We start from the raw sequence: 19,154 nt of genomic DNA, 5'->3' as shown, positions 1-19,154 counted from the left end.
GATGAAATTTTTACACAATATGTTCGATCGTATGGAGCCATCTTTCACCAAAGGCGGCAAACACGAAAAGTACTACGCTATTTTTGAGATGTTTGATACGTTCTTACGTCAACCAAGCTCAACCACTTATGCGTCATCGCATGTACGTGACGGGATTGACCTAAAGCGTATTATGATTACCGTATGGCTATGTACCTTCCCAGCAATGTTTTGGGGTATGTACAACATTGGTCATCAAGCACTAACCGCTATCGCTCAGCTTGGCTTACAGCCTGAAGGCTGGCGTACTGTGATCACTAGCATGGCAGGCTATAACCCAGACAGTATCTGGGCCAGCTTTGTCTATGGTGCGATGCAGTTTTTACCTATTTATATTGTGACGTTTGCGGTAGGTATTCTCTGTGAGATTATCTTTGCTGTCGTCCGTGGACACGAAGTTAACGAAGGTTTCTTTGTGACTTCAGTTCTATTTGCATTATGTCTACCACCTGATATTCCTTTATGGCAAGTTGCCCTAGGTATTATCTTCGGTGTGGTTGTCGCAAAAGAAGTGTTCGGTGGTACTGGTAAAAACTTCCTTAACCCTGCCCTATCGGGTCGTGCATTCTTATACTTTGCTTATCCAGCCTATATGTCTGGTGACTCAGTATGGACAGCAGTAGATGGTTTCTCAGGTGCGACGCCTCTTGGCCTTGCAGCCCTTGGTGTGGTTCCTCAGGACTTCGTCGATGTCTATGGTAATGCCATCACGTGGAGTGATGCATTCTTAGGTAATATGCAAGGTAGTATCGGTGAAGTATCGACGCTAGCTATCCTAATGGGCGCTGCAGTGTTGCTATGGACGCGTATCGCTTCTTGGCGCATTATGGCAGGTTGTGTGGTCGGTCTGATTGTGACGTCTCTTGTATTCAACATGATTGGTTCTGAAGACAACATGATGATGAGCTTGCCGTTCTACTGGCACTTAGTTATCGGTGGCTTTGCTTTCGGTGCTGTATTTATGGCAACCGATCCAGTATCAGCTGCGCATACAAACAAAGGCCGCTGGGCTTACGGTATCTTGATTGGTTTTATGACCGTATTGATTCGCGTCATCAACCCTGCTTTCCCAGAAGGCATCATGCTGGCCATTCTATTCGCCAACTTATTTGCTCCATTGTTTGATTACTTTGTGACTCAAGCAAATATCAAACGCCAAACCGCTCGGAGGGTTCGCTATGTCCAAGCCCAAAAGTAATAACGCGAAAACCATCAGTGTGGCTTTGACGCTATGCTTGGTGTGTTCAGTGTTGGTCTCAGCAGTGGCTGTTGGTCTAAAGCCTGCGCAAGTTGAAAACGCTCGTTTAGACCGCAACAAAAACATCTTAGTTGCGGCTGATATGTATGACGCTGAGTCTGATACAGCAGATGATGTCGCCGAACGTTTTAAAGACTTTGAAGTGAAAATCATTGATCTAAACGAAGGTACTTATCTCGATGACGATGCGCTAAAAACTGCTGGCATCCCTGATCGTAATGCTTATGACGCCAGTCAAGCGACAAAAAACCAAGCTTTAAGTGAAGACTTGGGTGACAACGATCCTGCTGGTATTGGTCGTAAGCCAAAATATGCCAAAGTCTATGTCAAAAATGATGACGCAGGTCAGCCAGAAACGGTTGTATTGCCAATTCAAGGCTACGGTCTATGGGGCACTATCTATGGTTTCTTAACGCTCGAAAGTGATATGAATACCATCAAAGGTATCAGTTTCTACGAGCATAAAGAAACCCCAGGCCTTGGCGCTCGTATCGAAGAGCCAGAGTGGCGTGCAAAGTGGAGCGGTATCGAGTCTTATGACGAGAATGGTAACGTTGCCACTGGTGTAACCAAAGCTGGTAACCCAAAAGAGAACTGGGTTGATGGCATCAGCGGTGCGACATTGACTAGCCGCGGCGTCAGCAACATGATTCAGTTTTGGTTAGGCGAGCAAGGTTATAAACCTTATCTAGATACGCTACGCGAAAAGAGCGGCCAAACGGTTGAAGGTGCAGACACGCAAGCAAATCAATCAAAGCTGGCAGCTCAACCTAAAACCGAATTGGCAGCCAAGCTACCAGTAGCAAACGGCAAGGAGGCATAACATGGCTGACACTAAAAGCATTTTAACCACGCCTATCTTTGATAATAACCCTATTGCCCTACAGATCCTTGGTATCTGTTCGGCATTGGCCGTCACCACCAGCATGGCTAACGCTATGGTCATGTGTGTAGCATTGACTTTGGTAACGGCATTTTCAAGCTTCTTTATCTCGATTATTCGTAAACAAATTCCATCAAGCATTCGTATCATCGTACAGATGACGATTATTGCTTCATTGGTTATCTTGGTTGATCAGGTACTAAAAGCAGTTGCTTATGACGTCAGTAAGGGTCTATCTGTCTTTGTTGGTTTGATCATCACGAACTGTATCGTTATGGGCCGTGCTGAAGCATTTGCTATGAGCAACCCACCAATCCCAAGCTTTTTAGATGGTATTGGTAACGGTCTTGGTTACTCAGCAGTACTACTATTCGTTGCAACTATTCGTGAGCTATTGGGTGCTGGTACTTGGTTCGGTATTACGATTCTACAGCCAGTTACTGATGGCGGTTGGTACATACCAAACGGTCTATTACTGTTACCACCATCGGCGTTCTTTATCATTGGTTTGTTCATCGCTGTTGTCCGTATCTGGAAACCAGAACAAGTTGAAGAAGCTGAGTTTGTAATGAAGCCGCAGTCTAAAGGCATGGCACATGGAGGCGGTCACTAATGGGACATTATGTTAGTTTATTTATAACCTCAGTCTTTATTGAGAACATGGCGCTTGCCTACTTCTTAGGCATGTGTACTTTTTTGGCCGTATCCAAAAAAGTCTCTACAGCGATTGGTCTAGGTGTTGCGGTCGTTGTCGTAATGGCAATTACCGTTCCACTAAACAATTTACTATTCCAGTTCATCCTAAAAGATGGTGCGCTGGCATGGGCAGGTTTCCCTGATATCGACTTGAGCTTCTTAGGATTGCTAAGTTATATCGGTTTGATTGCAGCCACCGTACAGATCCTAGAGATGTTCTTGGACAAGTTTGTACCGAGTCTATATAACGCACTTGGGGTATTCTTACCACTAATCACCGTAAACTGTGCCATCTTAGGTGGTGTACTATTTATGGTTGAGCGTGACTATAACTTTGGTGAATCTGTTGTCTATGGTGTGGGTGCAGGCTTCGGTTGGGCACTTGCTATTACAGCATTGGCGGGTATCCGTGAAAAGCTAAAATACTCAGACATTCCAGCACCGCTGCGTGGTCTTGGTATTACTTTTATCACGGTTGGTCTTATGTCGCTCGGCTTTATGTCGTTCGGTGGTATGTCCATCTAAACCGCTAAGCTCAAAGCTTTCATTAGCTATTTGACTTATTTAATTCATTTATTCGGTAGAGGTTTGGGTACAGCATAGATTATGCCCCCTCACCCCTACCCCATAGATTAAGGATACCTACCATGGATTACGCTACGGCGATTGGTGGCGTTGCTATGTTTACCTTGATCATCATGGGCCTCGTCGCTATTATTTTGGCGGCGCGCTCAAGACTGGTCAGTTCAGGCGATGTCACTATCCATATTAATGATAATCCCGATAATGATGTGGTGACACCAGCTGGCGGCAAACTACTACAAACGCTAGCGGGCGAAGGTATATTTTTATCTTCAGCTTGCGGTGGTGGTGGTACTTGTGCGCAGTGTCGTTGCCGCGTTATTGAAGGTGGTGGTTCTATTTTGCCCACCGAAGAAGGCTATTTTACCCAAGGTGAAATCCGCAATCACATGCGCTTAGCTTGTCAGGTAGCTGTTAAGCAAGACATGAAAATTGAGATTGATCCTGAGTTCTTTGATGTACAGAAATGGGAATGTGAAGTTATCTCTAACGATAACGTTGCCACTTTCATTAAAGAGCTGGTACTAAAAATTCCAGAAGGCGAAGAAGTAAACTTCCGCGCTGGTGGTTATGTACAGTTGGAAGCGCCACCGCACGAAGTGCATTACAAAGACTTTGTGGTTGATGAAGAATATAGAGAAGACTGGGAAAAATTCGGTATCTTCAACTATGTCTCAAAAGTTGATGAGCCAGTTATCCGTGCTTACTCAATGGCCAACTATCCTGAAGAGAAAGGCCTCATCAAATTTAACATCCGTATCGCAAGTCCACCGCCACGTGGTCCTGACGGTATTCCACCAGGCAAAATGTCTTCATGGGTATTTAGCTTAGTACCTGGTGATAAAGTGACGGTTTCAGGTCCTTATGGTGAATTCTTTGCCAAGAAGACCGAAGCTGAAATGATCTTTGTTGGTGGTGGTGCTGGTATGGCCCCAATGCGCTCGCACATCTTTGATCAGCTCAAACGCTTGAACACTGATCGTAAGATTAGCTTCTGGTATGGTGCTCGTTCTATTCGTGAGATGTTCTACGTTGAAGACTATGATCAGCTAGAAAAAGAGTTCGATAACTTTGAGTGGCATGTTGCACTGTCTGACCCATTACCAGAAGATAACTGGGAAGGTCCAACAGGCTTTATCCATAACGTATTGCTCGAAAACTATCTGAAAGATCATCCAAACCCAGAAGACTGTGAATACTACATGTGTGGGCCACCGATGATGAACGCTGCCGTAATCGACATGCTACACAGCATGGGCGTGGAAGACGAAAACATCATGCTTGATGATTTCGGTGGTTAAGTTAGATAATTAATCTAACAGCAGAAATGTAAGAATAAAAAAAGAGTCTCAACTGAGGCTCTTTTTTTGTGCAATTTTTGCATATAGTCGTGGCTTGGTAGGCTACAAATCTAGCTAGTAGAGTCGCTTTATTATCCTATATTATGGACTATCTAAACACTAAGAAAGGACTCTTATGAAAACGAAATACAAAGATTTGACCATTTGGATTACCGGTGCTTCTAGTGGTATCGGGCAAGCATTAGCCGTTGCCTTCGCCAAACGCGGAGCTAGAATCATTCTAAGTGGACGTGACAGTGATAAGTTAGAAGTGGTCAAGAACAGCTGCAAACGTGCTAACAAACATATTGTCGTTCCTTTTGATATCAGTGATGCCAACCAAACCAAAGACGCTTATGCTACTGCTAAAGCTCAGGCAAGAAAAATCGACTGGCTCATCAATAATGCTGGTATCAGTCAGCGTTCGCTCATCATGGACACGGCTGAAGAAGTTGAACGCCAAATCATGGAAATAGATTACTTTGCTCAGACGCGTCTTACCAGACTTGCGTTGCCTGACATGATTGCACAAGGCGGCGGCAAAGTCGTGATGGTCTCGAGTGTGGCCGGCCTATTGGGTACACAATATCGAGGTGCTTATGGGGCAGCCAAGGCAGCGCTGCATATGTGGGCAAATAGTTTGCGTGCAGAGCTACACGACCAAGGAATCGAAGTAGCCACGATATTCCCCGGGTTTATTCAGACTAATATCTCTATCAATGCGTTGACTGGCGACGGTAGTGCACAGGGTACGATGGATGAAGCCACCAATAACGGTCTGACTACGACTGAGTTTGCCAAACAAGTCGTGAAGGCGCTCACCAAGGGAGAGGAATATATCATCGTCGCTGGTCGTAAAGAAAAACTGGCCACACGGGTCAACCGCGTCTCTCCGCCAAAACTCTATAAACTCATACGTGAGTCACAAGTGAAATGAGCTACTTAACCGAACGAATTGTCGCTGAATGGTGCCTTCATTAGTATTTTTAGGTTCAAGGGGTGTAAAATAAGCGTGGCTTGTTTTACACCCTACTCATTTCTACGCCATACCGAAAATATTATGAAAAACACTATATCCAGCTTATCTTCCAAAAAACCTCTGCACCTTACCTTAGTAAGCGTCGTCAGCCTTGCTAGTACTTTAGGTCTCAGCGCTTGCCAGCAAACCCCAGACTATAACTATCTGATCGGTGAGACGATGGGAACGAGCTACCATATTAGCTATCAATTGCCTGATGATGCGGACGAAGCTGCCATACAAGCTGCGGTAGACGAGCGCCTGAAACAAATTAACGATAGTATGTCTACTTATCAAAACGACTCAACGATATCTACGTTCAATCGTTTGGCCAAAGACAAACCTATCACTATCGATGCTGATTTTAGTCGTGTGCTCGATGTGTCAAAAATTGTCTATCAGCAATCTGGCGGCGCTTTTGATCCTACTGTTATGCCACTCGTAAATACGTGGGGCTTTGGAAGTACCATGACGGTCGAGCGTCTACAAAGTCCGCCAACTGCCGTTGAGATTGCGCAAGCAAAAGCATTGGTCGATTTTGAGAGCATCATAAAGAAAGACGACACTATCTATAAAACCAAAGACGGCGTTGGCTTAGATTTTTCTGCTGTTGCCAAAGGTTATGGCGTCGATGTCATCGCTGACGTGTTGAGAGATGATTATCAAATTCGTAACTATATGGTTGAGATCGGCGGTGAAATTGCCACCTCTGGCGTGAACAACCAGCAGCAGCCATGGCAAATTGCGATTGATGCTCCTATCGAAGGCAGCACCGTCAGCGAACGCCAAACCATATCTGCTATTCGTCAACCCAAAAACACGGCTAGCCAAATGCATCTGGCGACCTCTGGCAACTATCGCAACTCCGTCATATTCGATGGCAAACGCTATAGCCATACTATCGATCCGACAACGGGCAACCCTATTGCAGGCGGTGCACCTTCAGTTACTGTCGCAGCTGATTCGGTTGCATTGGCGGATGCGTGGGCAACTGCTCTTACCGCGATGCCTTATCACAAAGCACTAGACCTCGCTAAAACACAAAATCTAGCAGCCATGTTTGTGGTACTAGCTGACGATGTAAAGGCAAAAGGTTCTGACGATATGTCCAACGAAGCTGCTGACGACAATATTGACGACTGGCAAGTGGTACAGACACCAGCGATGAAAGCGTTACGTGCTGATAAAAAGCTCTAATCGTTCTCCAAGCTCTAGACAGCACACTCTAAAAGCCACTGGTAAGTGATAGATGTGAAACAAGAGAATACGTTAACGCACAACGAGCCGCACTAAAATTTGCTATACTATTATACAGTTGTTATTAACGGTGCTTAGCTGTCATGAACTTAGACAACACTACTAATAACTGCCCTATTTTTTAAAATGAGGTTTCCTCTATGCTTAGCCAACTGCTTCCTATGCTTGCCATTACTTTCACCGTATTTGTCCTATTCTTTATTTTTATGGGCGTCGGTTATATGGTCAAAAAAAAGCCGCTTAGAGGATCTTGTGGCGGTGTTGCCAAATTGATGGGCGATGAAAATTGCTCTTTTTGTGGTAATGATCCCAATAAGTGCGATTCACTAATCGCTGAACAGCAAGAGAATGCATTAAGAGCTGCTCAATTGGGTAAATCGGTTTAATAGCCTATTAGTTACCATACGTTGGTAGCATTTACCTGACATATGTTCTTATAATAGCGTCAAGTCATTCAGAAGTGACTTGGCGCTATTTTTATTGTGCGATAAGACTGCTTATTTAAGATTTATTATTATCGCCATCTCTTATTATCACTGTTCTAAAGCCGTAACTCGAAGTAACCACACATACATTTTGACTAACCTGCCTGCCAATTTAGTAAAGTCAGTTAAGCAAATTGTATGTCTTACGCGCTACATATATTTTTCGGTCTAACTTACGATATCGATTACCGTTTAGGTACGTATCTGGGTAAATGCTCTCTGGTGTTATTTTATAAGCGGCAATTTCTTGGCGCTGTTTAATAACGTGTTCTTTTTCGCTGTCATCGTTGTGCTGTTATGTCTACCTCGTCCAATCTATCTGTTTCATCTAGTCTGCCCTCCTCACGCTTTACCTTTTGGTTGGTTCTGTGTGCCATGATTCTGCTAGCCACCAATATGCGTGCACCTATCGTCGCGCTAGGTTCTATCGCCCCAGTGGTAAAAGATGCGCTTGATATCTCTGAGTTTCAGATAGGCTGGCTAGGAGCAGTGCCTATGCTGAGCTTTGCCGTTGGTGCGCTGATTTCTCCAACCATTGGTAAGCGATTCGGGCTAGAAAATACACTGATTGCCATGATTGGACTGTTAACGGTAGGGATGATTATTCGTACCGCTATCCCGACGTGGAGTGGGTTTTTAATTGGTACTTTATTGCTTACCCTTGCCATCGGCTTCGCTAATACTTTAGCAGCGCCTGTTATTAAGCAGCGTACCCCGCAACATATTCCGCTGATTACTGGTCTGTTTAGTCTGACGATGACCACAGCAGCAGGTATCGTCGCAGGCGTCGTATTACCGTTATCGGAGCAAGTTGGTTGGCAGTGGGCATTAGGCGGTTGGACGATACTAGGTGTATTTGCCTTTGTTATCTGGCTATTCTTACGTGTACGTTTGGGTTCATCTAACCATCAAGCGGTTATCCCTGCGGCTTTAGGCTCTTCTGATATTTCCATGTGGCGAACCACCTTTGCGTGGCAGATTGCTATTTTTATGGGATTGCAGTCATTATTGTTTTACACCGTTGCCAGTTTTTTACCGTCAATTTGGGTTAGTAAGGGACTATCTGCCGTCAGCGCTGGACAAATGGGCTCTGTATTCCAGTTTATGGCACCGGTTTCTATCTTAAGCCTAACTTGGTTGGTCAATCGTGGCCGCCCCATTCAAGCGCTAGCAGTGTTCGCCGCTGTGCTAAACGTCGTTGGCATATTGGGTGTCAGTTATCTATCGACTGATTTGGCATGGCTATGGTCAGGCATGATGGGCATGGGCTGTTCAGCGATTTTTACCTTGAGCATGATGCTGTTCTCTATGCGCACCTATACGACCAATCAGGCAAGTGAGCTGTCTGGTATGGCTCAAGCAGTGGGTTATGTCATTGCGTTTTTTGGGCCATTGGGTACAGGCTGGCTGCATGAAATGACTGGTAGTTGGAGTATGCCACTTTTTATTATGCTGATACTGATGATTGTCAACGTCGTGATTGCTTGGCTTGTTAGTCGTCCAGTGATGGTCGATGGCAAATATATCTGATTGCTATCAGCTTTCATTTCTATCAGTTTTTGTGGTCTACAAGGCTATAATTGCTAACGCGCAATAAAGCGGCCTTAAATTAACCTTAGGGCAATATAGGTCACTGTCTTATTTTGCTATAGTCAGTTCAATATAACTTAGATACTTAATATAAGCTGGATACTCAATATAATCTGAATAAAAGGAAGGTGAGTGACAGTACTATCAATAGTAGACTGAGCGAGCCTGACGATTCATCCGACTAATACTGTATCTGGTTTAGATAGGATTTGACTATACACTGGTTTGATTGCATATAGGACATAACACCCATGATGAAATTTCCCTTGCGTTTTGCTCAGCGCTTACCTGCTATCGCTATGCTCGCGGCTGTAATGGCTATCAGTGGCTGTCAAAAAGAAGCTGAAACGACACCTGCTGATGGTACGCAGAGTACCAGTACTGAAGCGACTAACAGTCAAGCCAGCACTGCTCCAGTAGCCACTGAAACCGCAGCCTCAACTGATCAACAGGTCAAATCCTCATCACTGACTATTTTAGCGCTTGGTGACTCACTGACAGAAGGTTTGGGAGTGGATAAAGATGACAACTACCCTGCTCAGTTAGAAGATCGTCTACAAGAGATGGGCTACGCTAACGCCAAAGTTATCAACTCAGGTCTAAGCGGTGAAACCAGTACGGGATTGGTCAATCGATTGGACTGGGTGTCGCAAACCGAACCCGACATCACCATATTGACCATCGGTGCTAACGATGCGATACGCGGTATCGATGTGGCGACCATTGAAGCTAACATCCGTACTGCGGTTAAGCATCTGCAAGACAATGGCAGTGTCGTCATCTTAGGGGGTATGTCGATCTATGACAATCTAGGCAGTGATTACGTCGCCTCGTTTTCAGCCATTTATCCTCGCATTGCGAAAGACATGAATCTGACGCTTATTCCGTTTTTCTTAGAGGGTGTCGGCGGTGACCGAGAGCTAAACCAAGCGGATGCGATTCATCCAACCAAAGAAGGCTATGAGATTATCGTTAATGACAATATCTTGCCTATTCTAGAGCCTAAGTTAAAAGAGCTAAATGAACTAGAAGAGCTAAAAACAACCGGTACAGATAAAACAGCTGCAACGGCTCAAGACAATACGACAAAAAATAAGACAAACGAGACTACTTAACGAGACACTGTAATGACATCATTATCTTCGACTGCCACAGCAACGCCACAAGCAGATGCTAAGACACAAGCTCTACTGACCGCCTCACAGTTAAATAAAACCGTGCAAGTCGGTGAGCAAAAGCTGTCCATCATCAAAGACGTAGATATTTATGTCAACGCTGGCGAGTTTGTGGTCATCATGGGTAAATCAGGCTCAGGTAAATCTACTTTGTTAGGTTTACTCGCAGCATTAGACTATCCCGATAGCGGTACGGTATCGCTGGCAGGTCAAATGCTCAGTAGTCTGGACGAGGATGCTCTGGCGGTGATACGTCAACAGGATATGGGCTTTGTCTTTCAGTCGTTTCATCTACTGCCCACACTAACCGTCGCTGAAAATATTGCCTTTCCACTTGATATTGCCAGACGTCCAAACCCCGCACGGGTAGACGAGCTGATTGACGCGGTTGACTTAGGTCATAGACGTAACAGCTTACCCAATCAGTTGTCAGGTGGTGAACAGCAGCGTACAGCAGTAGCACGAGCACTGGTATCGCACCCAAAGATTGTCTTTGCGGATGAGCCAACGGGCAACTTAGATGAGCAAAATGCAGACCAAGTCATGCAGCTGCTATTGGATTTACGCCAACAGGTTGGCTCGGCACTGGTGGTCGTGACTCATGACCCTGCACTTGCCGAGATGGCAGATCGCGTCATCACCATGCATGACGGCCGCATTGTACCTACATGAATAACTGGATTGTATCTTAATGAATAGTAAGCCCACAGACAACAAATCGCCTGATACAAAAAAGACTGCTACCAGTATGCATCAAGAGTCCAGTTATCCTAGCGGCATCCTTAGTCAACTATTTACTCGTACCCTAGGTTTTCAAACACTAGGCTCACAAGCACTCAGCCGTAGTTGGTGGCAACGCTGGGTGTATCCACTGCTATTCTTGCTGACATTGACCTTGTCGCTTGCAACTTACCTGACTCTGGACTCTGTGCAGCAGTCTGTCGATAGCTACATCAATGACAATCAGCGCGCGCTCGTTGGTGGGGATCTAATCCTAAACAGTAAGCAAGACTGGCCAAGCGAAGTATTGTCACAGGTAGAAACTATCCCTAATACACAGACCGTGTATGACTATCAATTTAGCGCCATGCTGGTCAATGATGAGCAAACCTTGCTTGCCAGCGTCAAAGCCGTCTCGCCGTCGTATCCCTTATACGGCACAGCGGAGCTTGCCTCAGGACAGCCGCTGTGGGATCAGCTAACATCTGACAGTGTGATCGTCGCGCCAGAAGTGCTCAGTAGTCTACAGGCCGATGTCGGCGACCGTATCACCATTGGCGATGCGCAGTTCACGATCAATGATGTACTGACCAAAGAGCCTGATCGCCCGCTGACTACCTTTGGTTTTGGTGGGCGTGTGTTGATGAAACAAGATGCACTACAGTCAACCAATCTATTGGGACAACGCAGCCGAATAAACTATCGTATTGAGATGGCAGGCGACCCAGAACTGATAACCACGCAGCGTGACAAGCTCACAGATATCCTGACCAATTATCCTGATATTGAGCTATCTGACGCTGAGTCCGCAGACACTTCTGTCTCGCGCATCTCTGATAATGTGCTGATGTTTTTAAAACTGCTAGTCATCGCGGTGTTGCTACTATCTGCGGTCACTATGTACGGCGTCATTAGTGCGTTTGTCAGTAAGCAGCAGTCCAATAACGCCATTCGCTTGGCGTTAGGCGAGCCGCTTGGCTCACTCAAACGCAGCTACTATCAATTGCTTATTGTCACGACTATCATTGCTTGTGTCGCCGCAATTGTCCTTAGTCTGGGTTTGCTTAAAATCGGTCAGCCGTATCTGGTCGCTATTTTGCCTGCCGACGTTGGTCTCGCCATCAATCCAATCAGTGCGATCAAGACCATTGTAATTGCTTTAGCGCTGACGTTACTGATTGCACAGCGTGGTCTAAGCGCGCTTAACACAACCAAACCCGCTACCCTACTCAATCAAGGGGCGAGTACGCAGACGCAAAGCTTGCCTTGGTATCGGCGCGTGCCGCTACTATGGTATGGCTTGGTGCTGGCAGGACTGTATGCTTTCTTTGCTTATGAAGTTGGCTCACTGTCATTAGGCGCACAGCTATTGGGCGGCTTGATTGGCTTTGTGGCGATATTTTGGTTATTGGCGCGTGGGTGGCTCTGGCTGCTTAACAAGTTAGCAAGCAATACCAAGGTCAGTTGGATGCAGCGTATCGCCATCCATAACCTTGCGCGTAAAGGCAACCAATCAGCGTTGTTCTTTATCACATTATCACTATCAGTAGCGGTGCTGACGCTCATTACCACACTCAATCACAGTATCAATGCGCAGTTTATCAGTGCCTATCCTGAAGACGCGCCCAATTTGTTTTTGCTCGACGTGCAGAGCGATCAACATGACGATATTGATGCGATCATTGAGGCGCCTGTCACTTATTATCCCGTCATTCGTGCGCGTGTGGAGACGGCCAATGATGTGGCGGCAAAAGATATCGAGCCTGCTGATGGGTTTGATGATCCCACGCGTGTCTTTAATTTGAGCTATACAGACACGGTCATGGACACCGAATACATCACTGAATCGCTCACAGACGACGCGCTATACACCCCTATCGATGCGACAAATGAGCAAGTCAAACCCTTATCTATCTTGGACACTGCCGCCAGTATGCTCAATGTCGGTATGGGCGATCAGGTGCGTTTTAACATTCAAGGTATCGAGATCGTCGGGCAGATTACCAGTATTCGCACGCGCTATGAGCGTGGCCCAAGTCCGTATTTTTACTTCTTATTTGAGCCGTCGGTGCTGTCCGCTGCCCCACAGATTCAATTTGCCACTGCGCACGTGTCAGAAGATGCCATTCCAGAACTACAAGGCAAACTGGTACGCGAGTTCCCTGCTGTCACTACAATCGATGGCACTGCTATTGCGAAGCAAATTCAAGAGTTGGTGGTACAAATGAGCCGCCTAGTCTATGTGTTCACCTTGCTTGCCCTACTCACTGGAGTCATGGTGCTGATCAGCTCGCTACTGTCTACTTCGCAAGATCGTATGAAGGACAGTGCGTCATTTAGACTGCTCGGTATGCAAAAGCGTGACTTGTATATGCTCAATATTTTAGAGCTGGGTGTGCTTGGTATTAGCGCGGCAACATTTGCTGTTGTTATCGCCAGCGTGGGTGCATGGGCTGCTATCACTCAGTGGTTTAATTTACAATTTAGTGTGCCGTGGACAAGCTTGGCGATTGGCGGTGCGGCATTAATCGTATTGCTGTTTGCTATTGCCATTATTTATGTGAGATTGGTGATTGGGCGCGGGATTATGGCACGGGTAAGGGCGATGGTTTAAGCGTATTGGATTTTGGCTTTATACAAAAAAACCCCTTAATAGGGGTTTTTTTTCATACGCTATTATCTGCTAATGTAGGCTGAGCTCATCAAAATAACTACTGCCATCAGAACTAGCAGTAACGTCAGGTACTTGCTAATATCTATTAACATTCCATTACTCAATTTCTTGAAGGTATAAAATGATAATTCAACCAGATTGGAATGTATTCAAAGCAAAATTCAGTGCTAATCCTCATGATACTTTCGAATGGTTTAGTTATTTATTATTTTGTCGAAAGTATGACCTTAAAGAAGGATGGTTTGGTTATAAAAATCAGTCAGGAATAGAAAAACAACCACTTGTACTGGGTAACAAAGTTATAGGCTTTCAGTCCAAATTTTACGACGTACCTTTATCATCTAAAAAAGATGAATTGATTAAAACTTTAAATACTTCTAAAGAAAATTATCCAAATTTAACTCACTTAATAATTTATACGAATCAATTATGGGGACAAGGTAATGCTAAAGATGGTAAATCTACAGCTCTTATAGCTATTGAAGAGCGCGCATCTGAATTGAATATTGAAATTATTTGGAATGAGCATTCATTCTTCGAATCAGAATTTGTTTGTATAGAAAATAACGACTTAGCCAGACACTTTTTTACGAATGATGATTATCAAGGTTGGGATAGATTTAAGGATTGGTCTAGCACCCAAGCCAATGTAGACTCTCTATATTTTACTGATAACGATATTAAGGTAATACTACCTAATCAGAAAAGAGACGATGCAAGTCGCGTAATCAACGGCATAAACGCTATACGCAAAGAGTTGAATCAGCCTAAAAACTCTGTTCGGCTTGTAGGCTTATCTGGTGCCGGTAAAACTAGATTAGCTCAAGCACTATTTGACGACCGTATAGGTAAGAATCCACTAGACGTTAGAGAGGTTTGGTATTGTGATTATGGTGAATCACCATCCCCTCTTCCACTACACTTTATAGAAGATCTTAAACAGAAAAATAAGAAATTTCTCGTTATCGTTGATAACTGTGGGCGTGACCAACATGAAATATTAACTAAATCTGTCACTAATGACGATAGTCAGATTTCTCTACTGACTATCGAATACGATATTTCTGATGACTTACCCGAAAAAACGTCAGTTTTTAAACTTGAGCCAAATAGTCCTACTCTTGTTCAAAAGGTAATAGAACGCCATTACCCTGAAATCAACAACCCTATCCCACATGATATTGCGCAGTTAACAGGTGGCAATTATCGACTAGCTCTTGCTATCGCGTCGACTGTGAATAATGTAGATAATATTGCTATATTAAATGATAAACAATTATTTGAGCGTTTGTTTTATCAAAATGGCCAGATCAATGAAGAGAACTACAAGATTGCTCAAGTTTTCTCATTGGTTTTTTCATTTAATATTAAGGATTTATCAGAGCCAAACTCAGAACTCCAAATATTGTCTGATATCGCTGAAATATCACCTAGAACTGCAAAACAAGTCATTGAGCAATTAAAGGCTAAAGATGTTGTTCAACAACGTGGTAATTTTAGAGCCATACTACCTCATGTCTTAGCAAACCATCTCTCTAAACAAGCCTTACAGTGGATTGATGATGATGAACTACACGACATATTTGTTAAAATGCCAAATCGATTACAACGCTCGATGATTAAACGTTTAAGTTACTTACATGATAATGAAGAAGTACGTAAATTTGCTCAAAAAATATTAACTAAGGAAGGAGTTATAGGTAAAAAACTTCTCGATGGATCTATCTCTGAAGAAGAAATTAATTACTTGCGCCTACTATCCCATATTGAACCTAGAGCTATCTTAGAGTTAATAGAAGAACGTCATACTCGAGATAATCTCTTTTTAACTTCTAAAAACCCTCACATCTCTAAAATCGAATATCTTATTAAACTTCTATCTTATAAATATGAGAGCTTCAGTCAGTCTTTTAATTTACTATTGGCTATAGCAAAAAATAAGCCAAAAGACTCATCTACTCAAAGCACTCTAACCTCAATGTTTAGTCTTTATACATCTGAAAGCTTAGCTACATTAGATTTGAAAAAACCACTACTACAACAGCTATTCGATAATAAAGACTTTGAGATACTCTTAAACATATTAAAATCAGCAATAGATTTTAATTCAGGTGGTGTTTTATATTCAAACTTAGATAATGGTGAAAAAAGAGATGGATATGGCTATCGCCCCAAGACTAATGGTGAAATTTGGAATTGGACCGATTTCTTATTAAATCTTTTAAATCAACTTGATAGTCTAGATTATACAGATGCTAGAGAGATTTTCGCCAGTCAGCTAAAACCACTCATTCGAAGTTGTTATCAAGGTGGGTTTATGGATAGATATATACTAGATTTCCATAGTAGGAAACCGTTTATTAAAGCCTCAATTGCCTTGAATGAGCTTATTGCATATGATTATGAAGAATTACAAAAGAAACACCCTCAAACTCTTCAAGACTTGCAAAGTTTAATTATTACGCTTCAACCTAAGTTAGGTGAATTAAAACAGTTAATTCACCATTATATACTGATAGGTGGTTTTGATTTAGCAAGATATCAAAGACAAGCTGATAAACGCTTGAGCCTTAAAGTTCCCAACTTTAATAATTATAATAATTTTATTCAATATATTTCTAACGAATTAGTGAACAACAATGACTTGCACTCTTATCTTGCACTATTACTGAGTAGCGACAACCCAAGTCTTGAATACACCGGCACAGTAATCTATCCAAAATTGATAGAACATAGCAATTTAATTAATGTTTTACAGGGACTTGCGGACTTATCAATAAATAGGTGTCCTTACTTATTACTAGGCTTGTTAAAGGAATTGAAAAACAACTCCTTTAGTGACTATAAATCAACTATCTTAGAGCTAGTGAAATCAGATGAATTTAAGCAAGTCGTACCTTGGTTAACTTTTGAGTTAAGTCAAACAGATGAAGACTTTGACTTTCTGTGTGAATTGTTAGACTTAAAATTAGATATTGATTTTTACGACTATGCTTGGATTTCTGTGAAAAAAGGACGTAGAGAAATATCATCAGAGCAATTCGAAAAAGTTTTTGATTCTTTGATCCAGAATGGTTATGAAATTGCTATTGATCAAACCTTTCAACTTGAATCAACCTACATAAAAAGCCTACCAGATAAATATATTTCACCCTTTTTAAAACGTGTGCCTTCAATTTATAGTAGTCATAAAACCTTTGATCTAGAGGGTATGCTTAAGCTTTTACTCTCTAACAATAAGAGTATCGAAAAAGCTTTTGACGTATTTATTGAGCTATTTAACTCAGAAAAATATTTATCATTAAATCACGAAACCCAAACCTTTGTAGCTTTAAAAGCTCTATTAAAAACTGATACTAAGCAGTTTATCAAAAGGTTTGTAGAGAATGGATATCTAATATTTAATGTTATATCGTGGGATAGATCAGATTTGCTTTTTTATGCTGAAGAAAGCACAGTAATTAACTGGATAAATGAAGATGAGCAAGTAAGGATAGATTTTTGGATTAAATACGCGAACTTATTAAGGATTGAAGACCAAATAGGAGTTAGGAAATTTCATTGGAGCAATCTAATAGTTTATTTTATTAATAATACTAATAACCCTAAATCTGTTATAGACGCAGTGTTAGTCCATAATGTCTATGAAATATACAGTTATACAGGTAGTTACTCTAATGGTATGCGAGAGCGACTTGATGTACTCGACTCACTCAAAGAATATTTAATTAAGAATAGCTTAGAAAATTATGTTCCGTATTTAGAAACTAAACGCACTGAATGGTTAGAAGCTATCAACACTCAAGAGTTAAAAGAAGCTGAAAAAGGAAAAAAAGACGAGGGTTTTGATTATTAGACAATTGCAATACGTTGTACTTCTTTTATCCATCTAAAGCCTTACTAAGCTCCTCAAACCCAAACGCCTTCTATTCATATAGCAGGCGTTTTTTGCTTCATTAGACGTATAAGCATATAAACCAATATCAACCATGCACTTTGCTTATTTTATAGTCCTCATTTGCTATACTAGCCCAACTTTATCGGTTAAATACCAACTTATAACACCCTCCCAAACAGCATGGTAGCCTTATGAAATTCTCAAAGTTCGGTCAAAAATTTACCCAGCCCACTGGCATCTCACAATTGATGGATGATCTGGGCGACGCGCTAAAAAGCGATCAGCCAGTCAACATGCTGGGCGGTGGTAACCCTGCCAAAATTGATGCCGTCAATGAGTTGTTTTTGGAGACGTATAAGGCACTAGGTGTTGATAACGATGCAGGCGTGCCCAATAGTAGCGCGATTATTAGCATGGCGAACTACTCTAATCCGCAAGGTGATGCCGCCTTTATCGATGCGTTGGTTGGCTTCTTTAACCGTCATTACGATTGGAATCTCACCTCAGAAAATATCGCTCTGACCAATGGCTCACAGAATGCGTTCTTCTATTTGTTTAACCTATTTGGCGGTGCGTTCGCTGATGAGAATAGCGAGTCTATCGACAAGTCCATTCTACTGCCATTGACCCCTGAATATATTGGCTATAGCGATGTGCATGTGGAAGGTCAGCATTTCACCGCCGTATTACCGCATATCGATGAAGTGACGCATGATGGTGAGGAAGGCTTCTTTAAATACCGTGTGGATTTTGACGCATTAGAGAACTTGCCAGCGCTAAAGGAAGGTCGTATCGGGGCTATTTGTTGCTCACGCCCGACCAATCCGACTGGCAATGTGCTAACCGATGATGAAATGGCGCATTTGGCCGAGATTGCCAAACGCTATGACATACCTCTCATCATTGATAATGCCTATGGTATGCCTTTCCCCAATATCATCTATTCTGACGCGCATCTGAATTGGGATAACAATACGATTCTTTGCTTCAGCCTGTCGAAGATTGGTTTGCCTGGTATGCGTACGGGTATTATTGTGGCCGACGCCAAAGTCATTGAAGCGGTTAGTGCGATGAATGCCGTGGTTAATCTAGCGCCGACACGCTTTGGTGCAGCGATTGCTACGCCACTGGTAGAAAACGATCGTATCAAGCAATTATCTGATAACGACATCAAGCCGTTTTATCAAAAGCAGGCGACACTCGCGGTGAAGCTATTAAAAGAAGCCTTGGGCGACTATCCTTTGGTCATTCATAAACCTGAAGGCGCAATATTCTTATGGTTATGGTTTAAAGACTTGCCGATTAGCACGCTGGATCTATACGAGCGCCTAAAAGAAAAAGGCACGCTTATTGTGCCAAGTGAGTACTTCTTCCCTGGCGTCGATGTTAGCGATTATCAGCATGCGCACGAATGTATCCGTATGAGTATTGCCGCTGATGAGCAGACACTGACTGATGGTATCAAAGCGATTGGTGAAGTCGTACGTGAGCTGTATGACGAGGCTAATAGCTAATAAATATAGCTAACATATAACCTAG

At 43.0% G+C, this 19,154-nt stretch carries 14 protein-coding genes; all 14 read left to right on the top strand.

What is annotated here, in order from left to right; genetic code table 11:
* Position 1 precedes the first annotated feature (1 nt).
* The 14 genes from B2863_RS11440 (at position 2) to B2863_RS11375 (ending at position 19,129) form a co-directional block, all read left to right on the top strand.
* On the top strand, positions 2-1,237 hold the full coding sequence (locus tag B2863_RS11440) for an NADH:ubiquinone reductase (Na(+)-transporting) subunit B (protein WP_296210666.1): 1,236 nt from the start codon (positions 2-4) through the stop codon (positions 1,235-1,237).
* The gene (locus B2863_RS11435) at positions 1,218-2,120 is read left to right on the top strand and encodes a Na(+)-translocating NADH-quinone reductase subunit C (protein ID WP_165598635.1); all 903 of its coding nucleotides are present in this window, start codon (positions 1,218-1,220) and stop codon (positions 2,118-2,120) included. Before B2863_RS11440 ends, B2863_RS11435 begins: the two co-directional genes overlap by 20 nt.
* A 1-nt stretch (position 2,121) precedes the next feature.
* Entirely contained in the window at positions 2,122-2,793 is a 672-nt protein-coding gene (locus tag B2863_RS11430; RefSeq protein ID WP_057762168.1) for an NADH:ubiquinone reductase (Na(+)-transporting) subunit D, read from the top strand.
* Positions 2,793-3,401, top strand: a complete 609-nt coding sequence (gene nqrE, locus B2863_RS11425) for an NADH:ubiquinone reductase (Na(+)-transporting) subunit E (protein ID WP_011281361.1) — start codon at positions 2,793-2,795, stop codon at positions 3,399-3,401. The genes B2863_RS11430 and nqrE overlap by 1 nt, the downstream gene beginning before the upstream one ends.
* 122 nt (positions 3,402-3,523) lie before the next feature.
* Entirely contained in the window at positions 3,524-4,759 is a 1,236-nt protein-coding gene (gene nqrF / locus B2863_RS11420; protein ID WP_134292662.1) for an NADH:ubiquinone reductase (Na(+)-transporting) subunit F, read from the top strand.
* Positions 4,760-4,934: 175 nt separating this feature from the next.
* The gene (locus B2863_RS11415; RefSeq protein WP_296210658.1) at positions 4,935-5,735 is read left to right on the top strand and encodes an SDR family NAD(P)-dependent oxidoreductase; all 801 of its coding nucleotides are present in this window, start codon (positions 4,935-4,937) and stop codon (positions 5,733-5,735) included.
* Positions 5,736-5,858: 123 nt separating this feature from the next.
* On the top strand, positions 5,859-7,013 hold the full coding sequence (locus B2863_RS11410) for an FAD:protein FMN transferase (protein WP_296210655.1): 1,155 nt from the start codon (positions 5,859-5,861) through the stop codon (positions 7,011-7,013).
* 200 nt (positions 7,014-7,213) lie between these two features.
* Positions 7,214-7,459 carry a (Na+)-NQR maturation NqrM gene (nqrM, locus tag B2863_RS11405; protein WP_057762175.1) on the top strand — a complete coding sequence of 82 codons (246 nt, stop codon included), beginning with the start codon at positions 7,214-7,216 and terminating at the stop codon, positions 7,457-7,459.
* 396 nt (positions 7,460-7,855) lie between these two features.
* Positions 7,856-9,088 (top strand): CynX/NimT family MFS transporter, encoded by a 1,233-nt coding sequence (locus B2863_RS11400; RefSeq protein ID WP_296210652.1) that lies wholly within the window; start codon positions 7,856-7,858, stop codon positions 9,086-9,088.
* Positions 9,089-9,399: 311 nt separating this feature from the next.
* A complete protein-coding gene (locus tag B2863_RS11395) occupies positions 9,400-10,263 on the top strand; it encodes an arylesterase (protein ID WP_296210650.1) in 864 nt (287 codons plus the stop codon).
* A 12-nt stretch (positions 10,264-10,275) separates the two neighbouring features.
* Positions 10,276-10,995 (top strand): ABC transporter ATP-binding protein, encoded by a 720-nt coding sequence (locus tag B2863_RS11390; protein ID WP_296210647.1) that lies wholly within the window; start codon positions 10,276-10,278, stop codon positions 10,993-10,995.
* 19 nt (positions 10,996-11,014) lie between these two features.
* The gene (locus B2863_RS11385) at positions 11,015-13,657 is read left to right on the top strand and encodes an ABC transporter permease (RefSeq protein ID WP_296210644.1); all 2,643 of its coding nucleotides are present in this window, start codon (positions 11,015-11,017) and stop codon (positions 13,655-13,657) included.
* 181 nt (positions 13,658-13,838) lie between these two features.
* The gene (locus tag B2863_RS11380; protein WP_296210642.1) at positions 13,839-17,573 is read left to right on the top strand and encodes a hypothetical protein; all 3,735 of its coding nucleotides are present in this window, start codon (positions 13,839-13,841) and stop codon (positions 17,571-17,573) included.
* 233 nt (positions 17,574-17,806) lie between these two features.
* Positions 17,807-19,129, top strand: coding sequence for a valine--pyruvate transaminase (locus B2863_RS11375; RefSeq protein WP_296210640.1), 1,323 nt, complete (start codon positions 17,807-17,809; stop codon positions 19,127-19,129).
* The last annotated feature ends 25 nt before the right edge of the window (positions 19,130-19,154 follow it).

It is taken from the genome of Psychrobacter sp. UBA3480 (assembly GCF_002377945.1).
Taxonomy (GTDB): domain Bacteria; phylum Pseudomonadota; class Gammaproteobacteria; order Pseudomonadales; family Moraxellaceae; genus Psychrobacter.
Note: the sequence above shows the minus strand (reverse complement) of the source record. Positions and strands in the feature narration are given on the sequence as shown.

Excerpts from the sequence above, each read along its gene's own strand:
- B2863_RS11375 (WP_296210640.1), top strand. The coding sequence starts at position 17,807 with ATGAAATTCTCAAAGTTCGGTCAAAAATTTACCCAGCCCACTGGCATC.
- B2863_RS11385 (WP_296210644.1), top strand. The coding sequence starts at position 11,015 with ATGAATAGTAAGCCCACAGACAACAAATCGCCTGATACAAAAAAGACT.
- B2863_RS11410 (WP_296210655.1), top strand. The coding sequence starts at position 5,859 with ATGAAAAACACTATATCCAGCTTATCTTCCAAAAAACCTCTGCACCTT.
- B2863_RS11440 (WP_296210666.1), top strand. The coding sequence starts at position 2 with ATGAAATTTTTACACAATATGTTCGATCGTATGGAGCCATCTTTCACC.
- B2863_RS11435 (WP_165598635.1), top strand. The coding sequence starts at position 1,218 with ATGTCCAAGCCCAAAAGTAATAACGCGAAAACCATCAGTGTGGCTTTG.
- nqrE (WP_011281361.1), top strand. The coding sequence starts at position 2,793 with ATGGGACATTATGTTAGTTTATTTATAACCTCAGTCTTTATTGAGAAC.
- B2863_RS11380 (WP_296210642.1), top strand. The coding sequence starts at position 13,839 with ATGATAATTCAACCAGATTGGAATGTATTCAAAGCAAAATTCAGTGCT.
- B2863_RS11430 (WP_057762168.1), top strand. The coding sequence starts at position 2,122 with ATGGCTGACACTAAAAGCATTTTAACCACGCCTATCTTTGATAATAAC.
- B2863_RS11400 (WP_296210652.1), top strand. The coding sequence starts at position 7,856 with ATGTCTACCTCGTCCAATCTATCTGTTTCATCTAGTCTGCCCTCCTCA.
- B2863_RS11415 (WP_296210658.1), top strand. The coding sequence starts at position 4,935 with ATGAAAACGAAATACAAAGATTTGACCATTTGGATTACCGGTGCTTCT.
- B2863_RS11390 (WP_296210647.1), top strand. The coding sequence starts at position 10,276 with ATGACATCATTATCTTCGACTGCCACAGCAACGCCACAAGCAGATGCT.
- nqrF (WP_134292662.1), top strand. The coding sequence starts at position 3,524 with ATGGATTACGCTACGGCGATTGGTGGCGTTGCTATGTTTACCTTGATC.
- B2863_RS11395 (WP_296210650.1), top strand. The coding sequence starts at position 9,400 with ATGATGAAATTTCCCTTGCGTTTTGCTCAGCGCTTACCTGCTATCGCT.
- nqrM (WP_057762175.1), top strand. The coding sequence starts at position 7,214 with ATGCTTAGCCAACTGCTTCCTATGCTTGCCATTACTTTCACCGTATTT.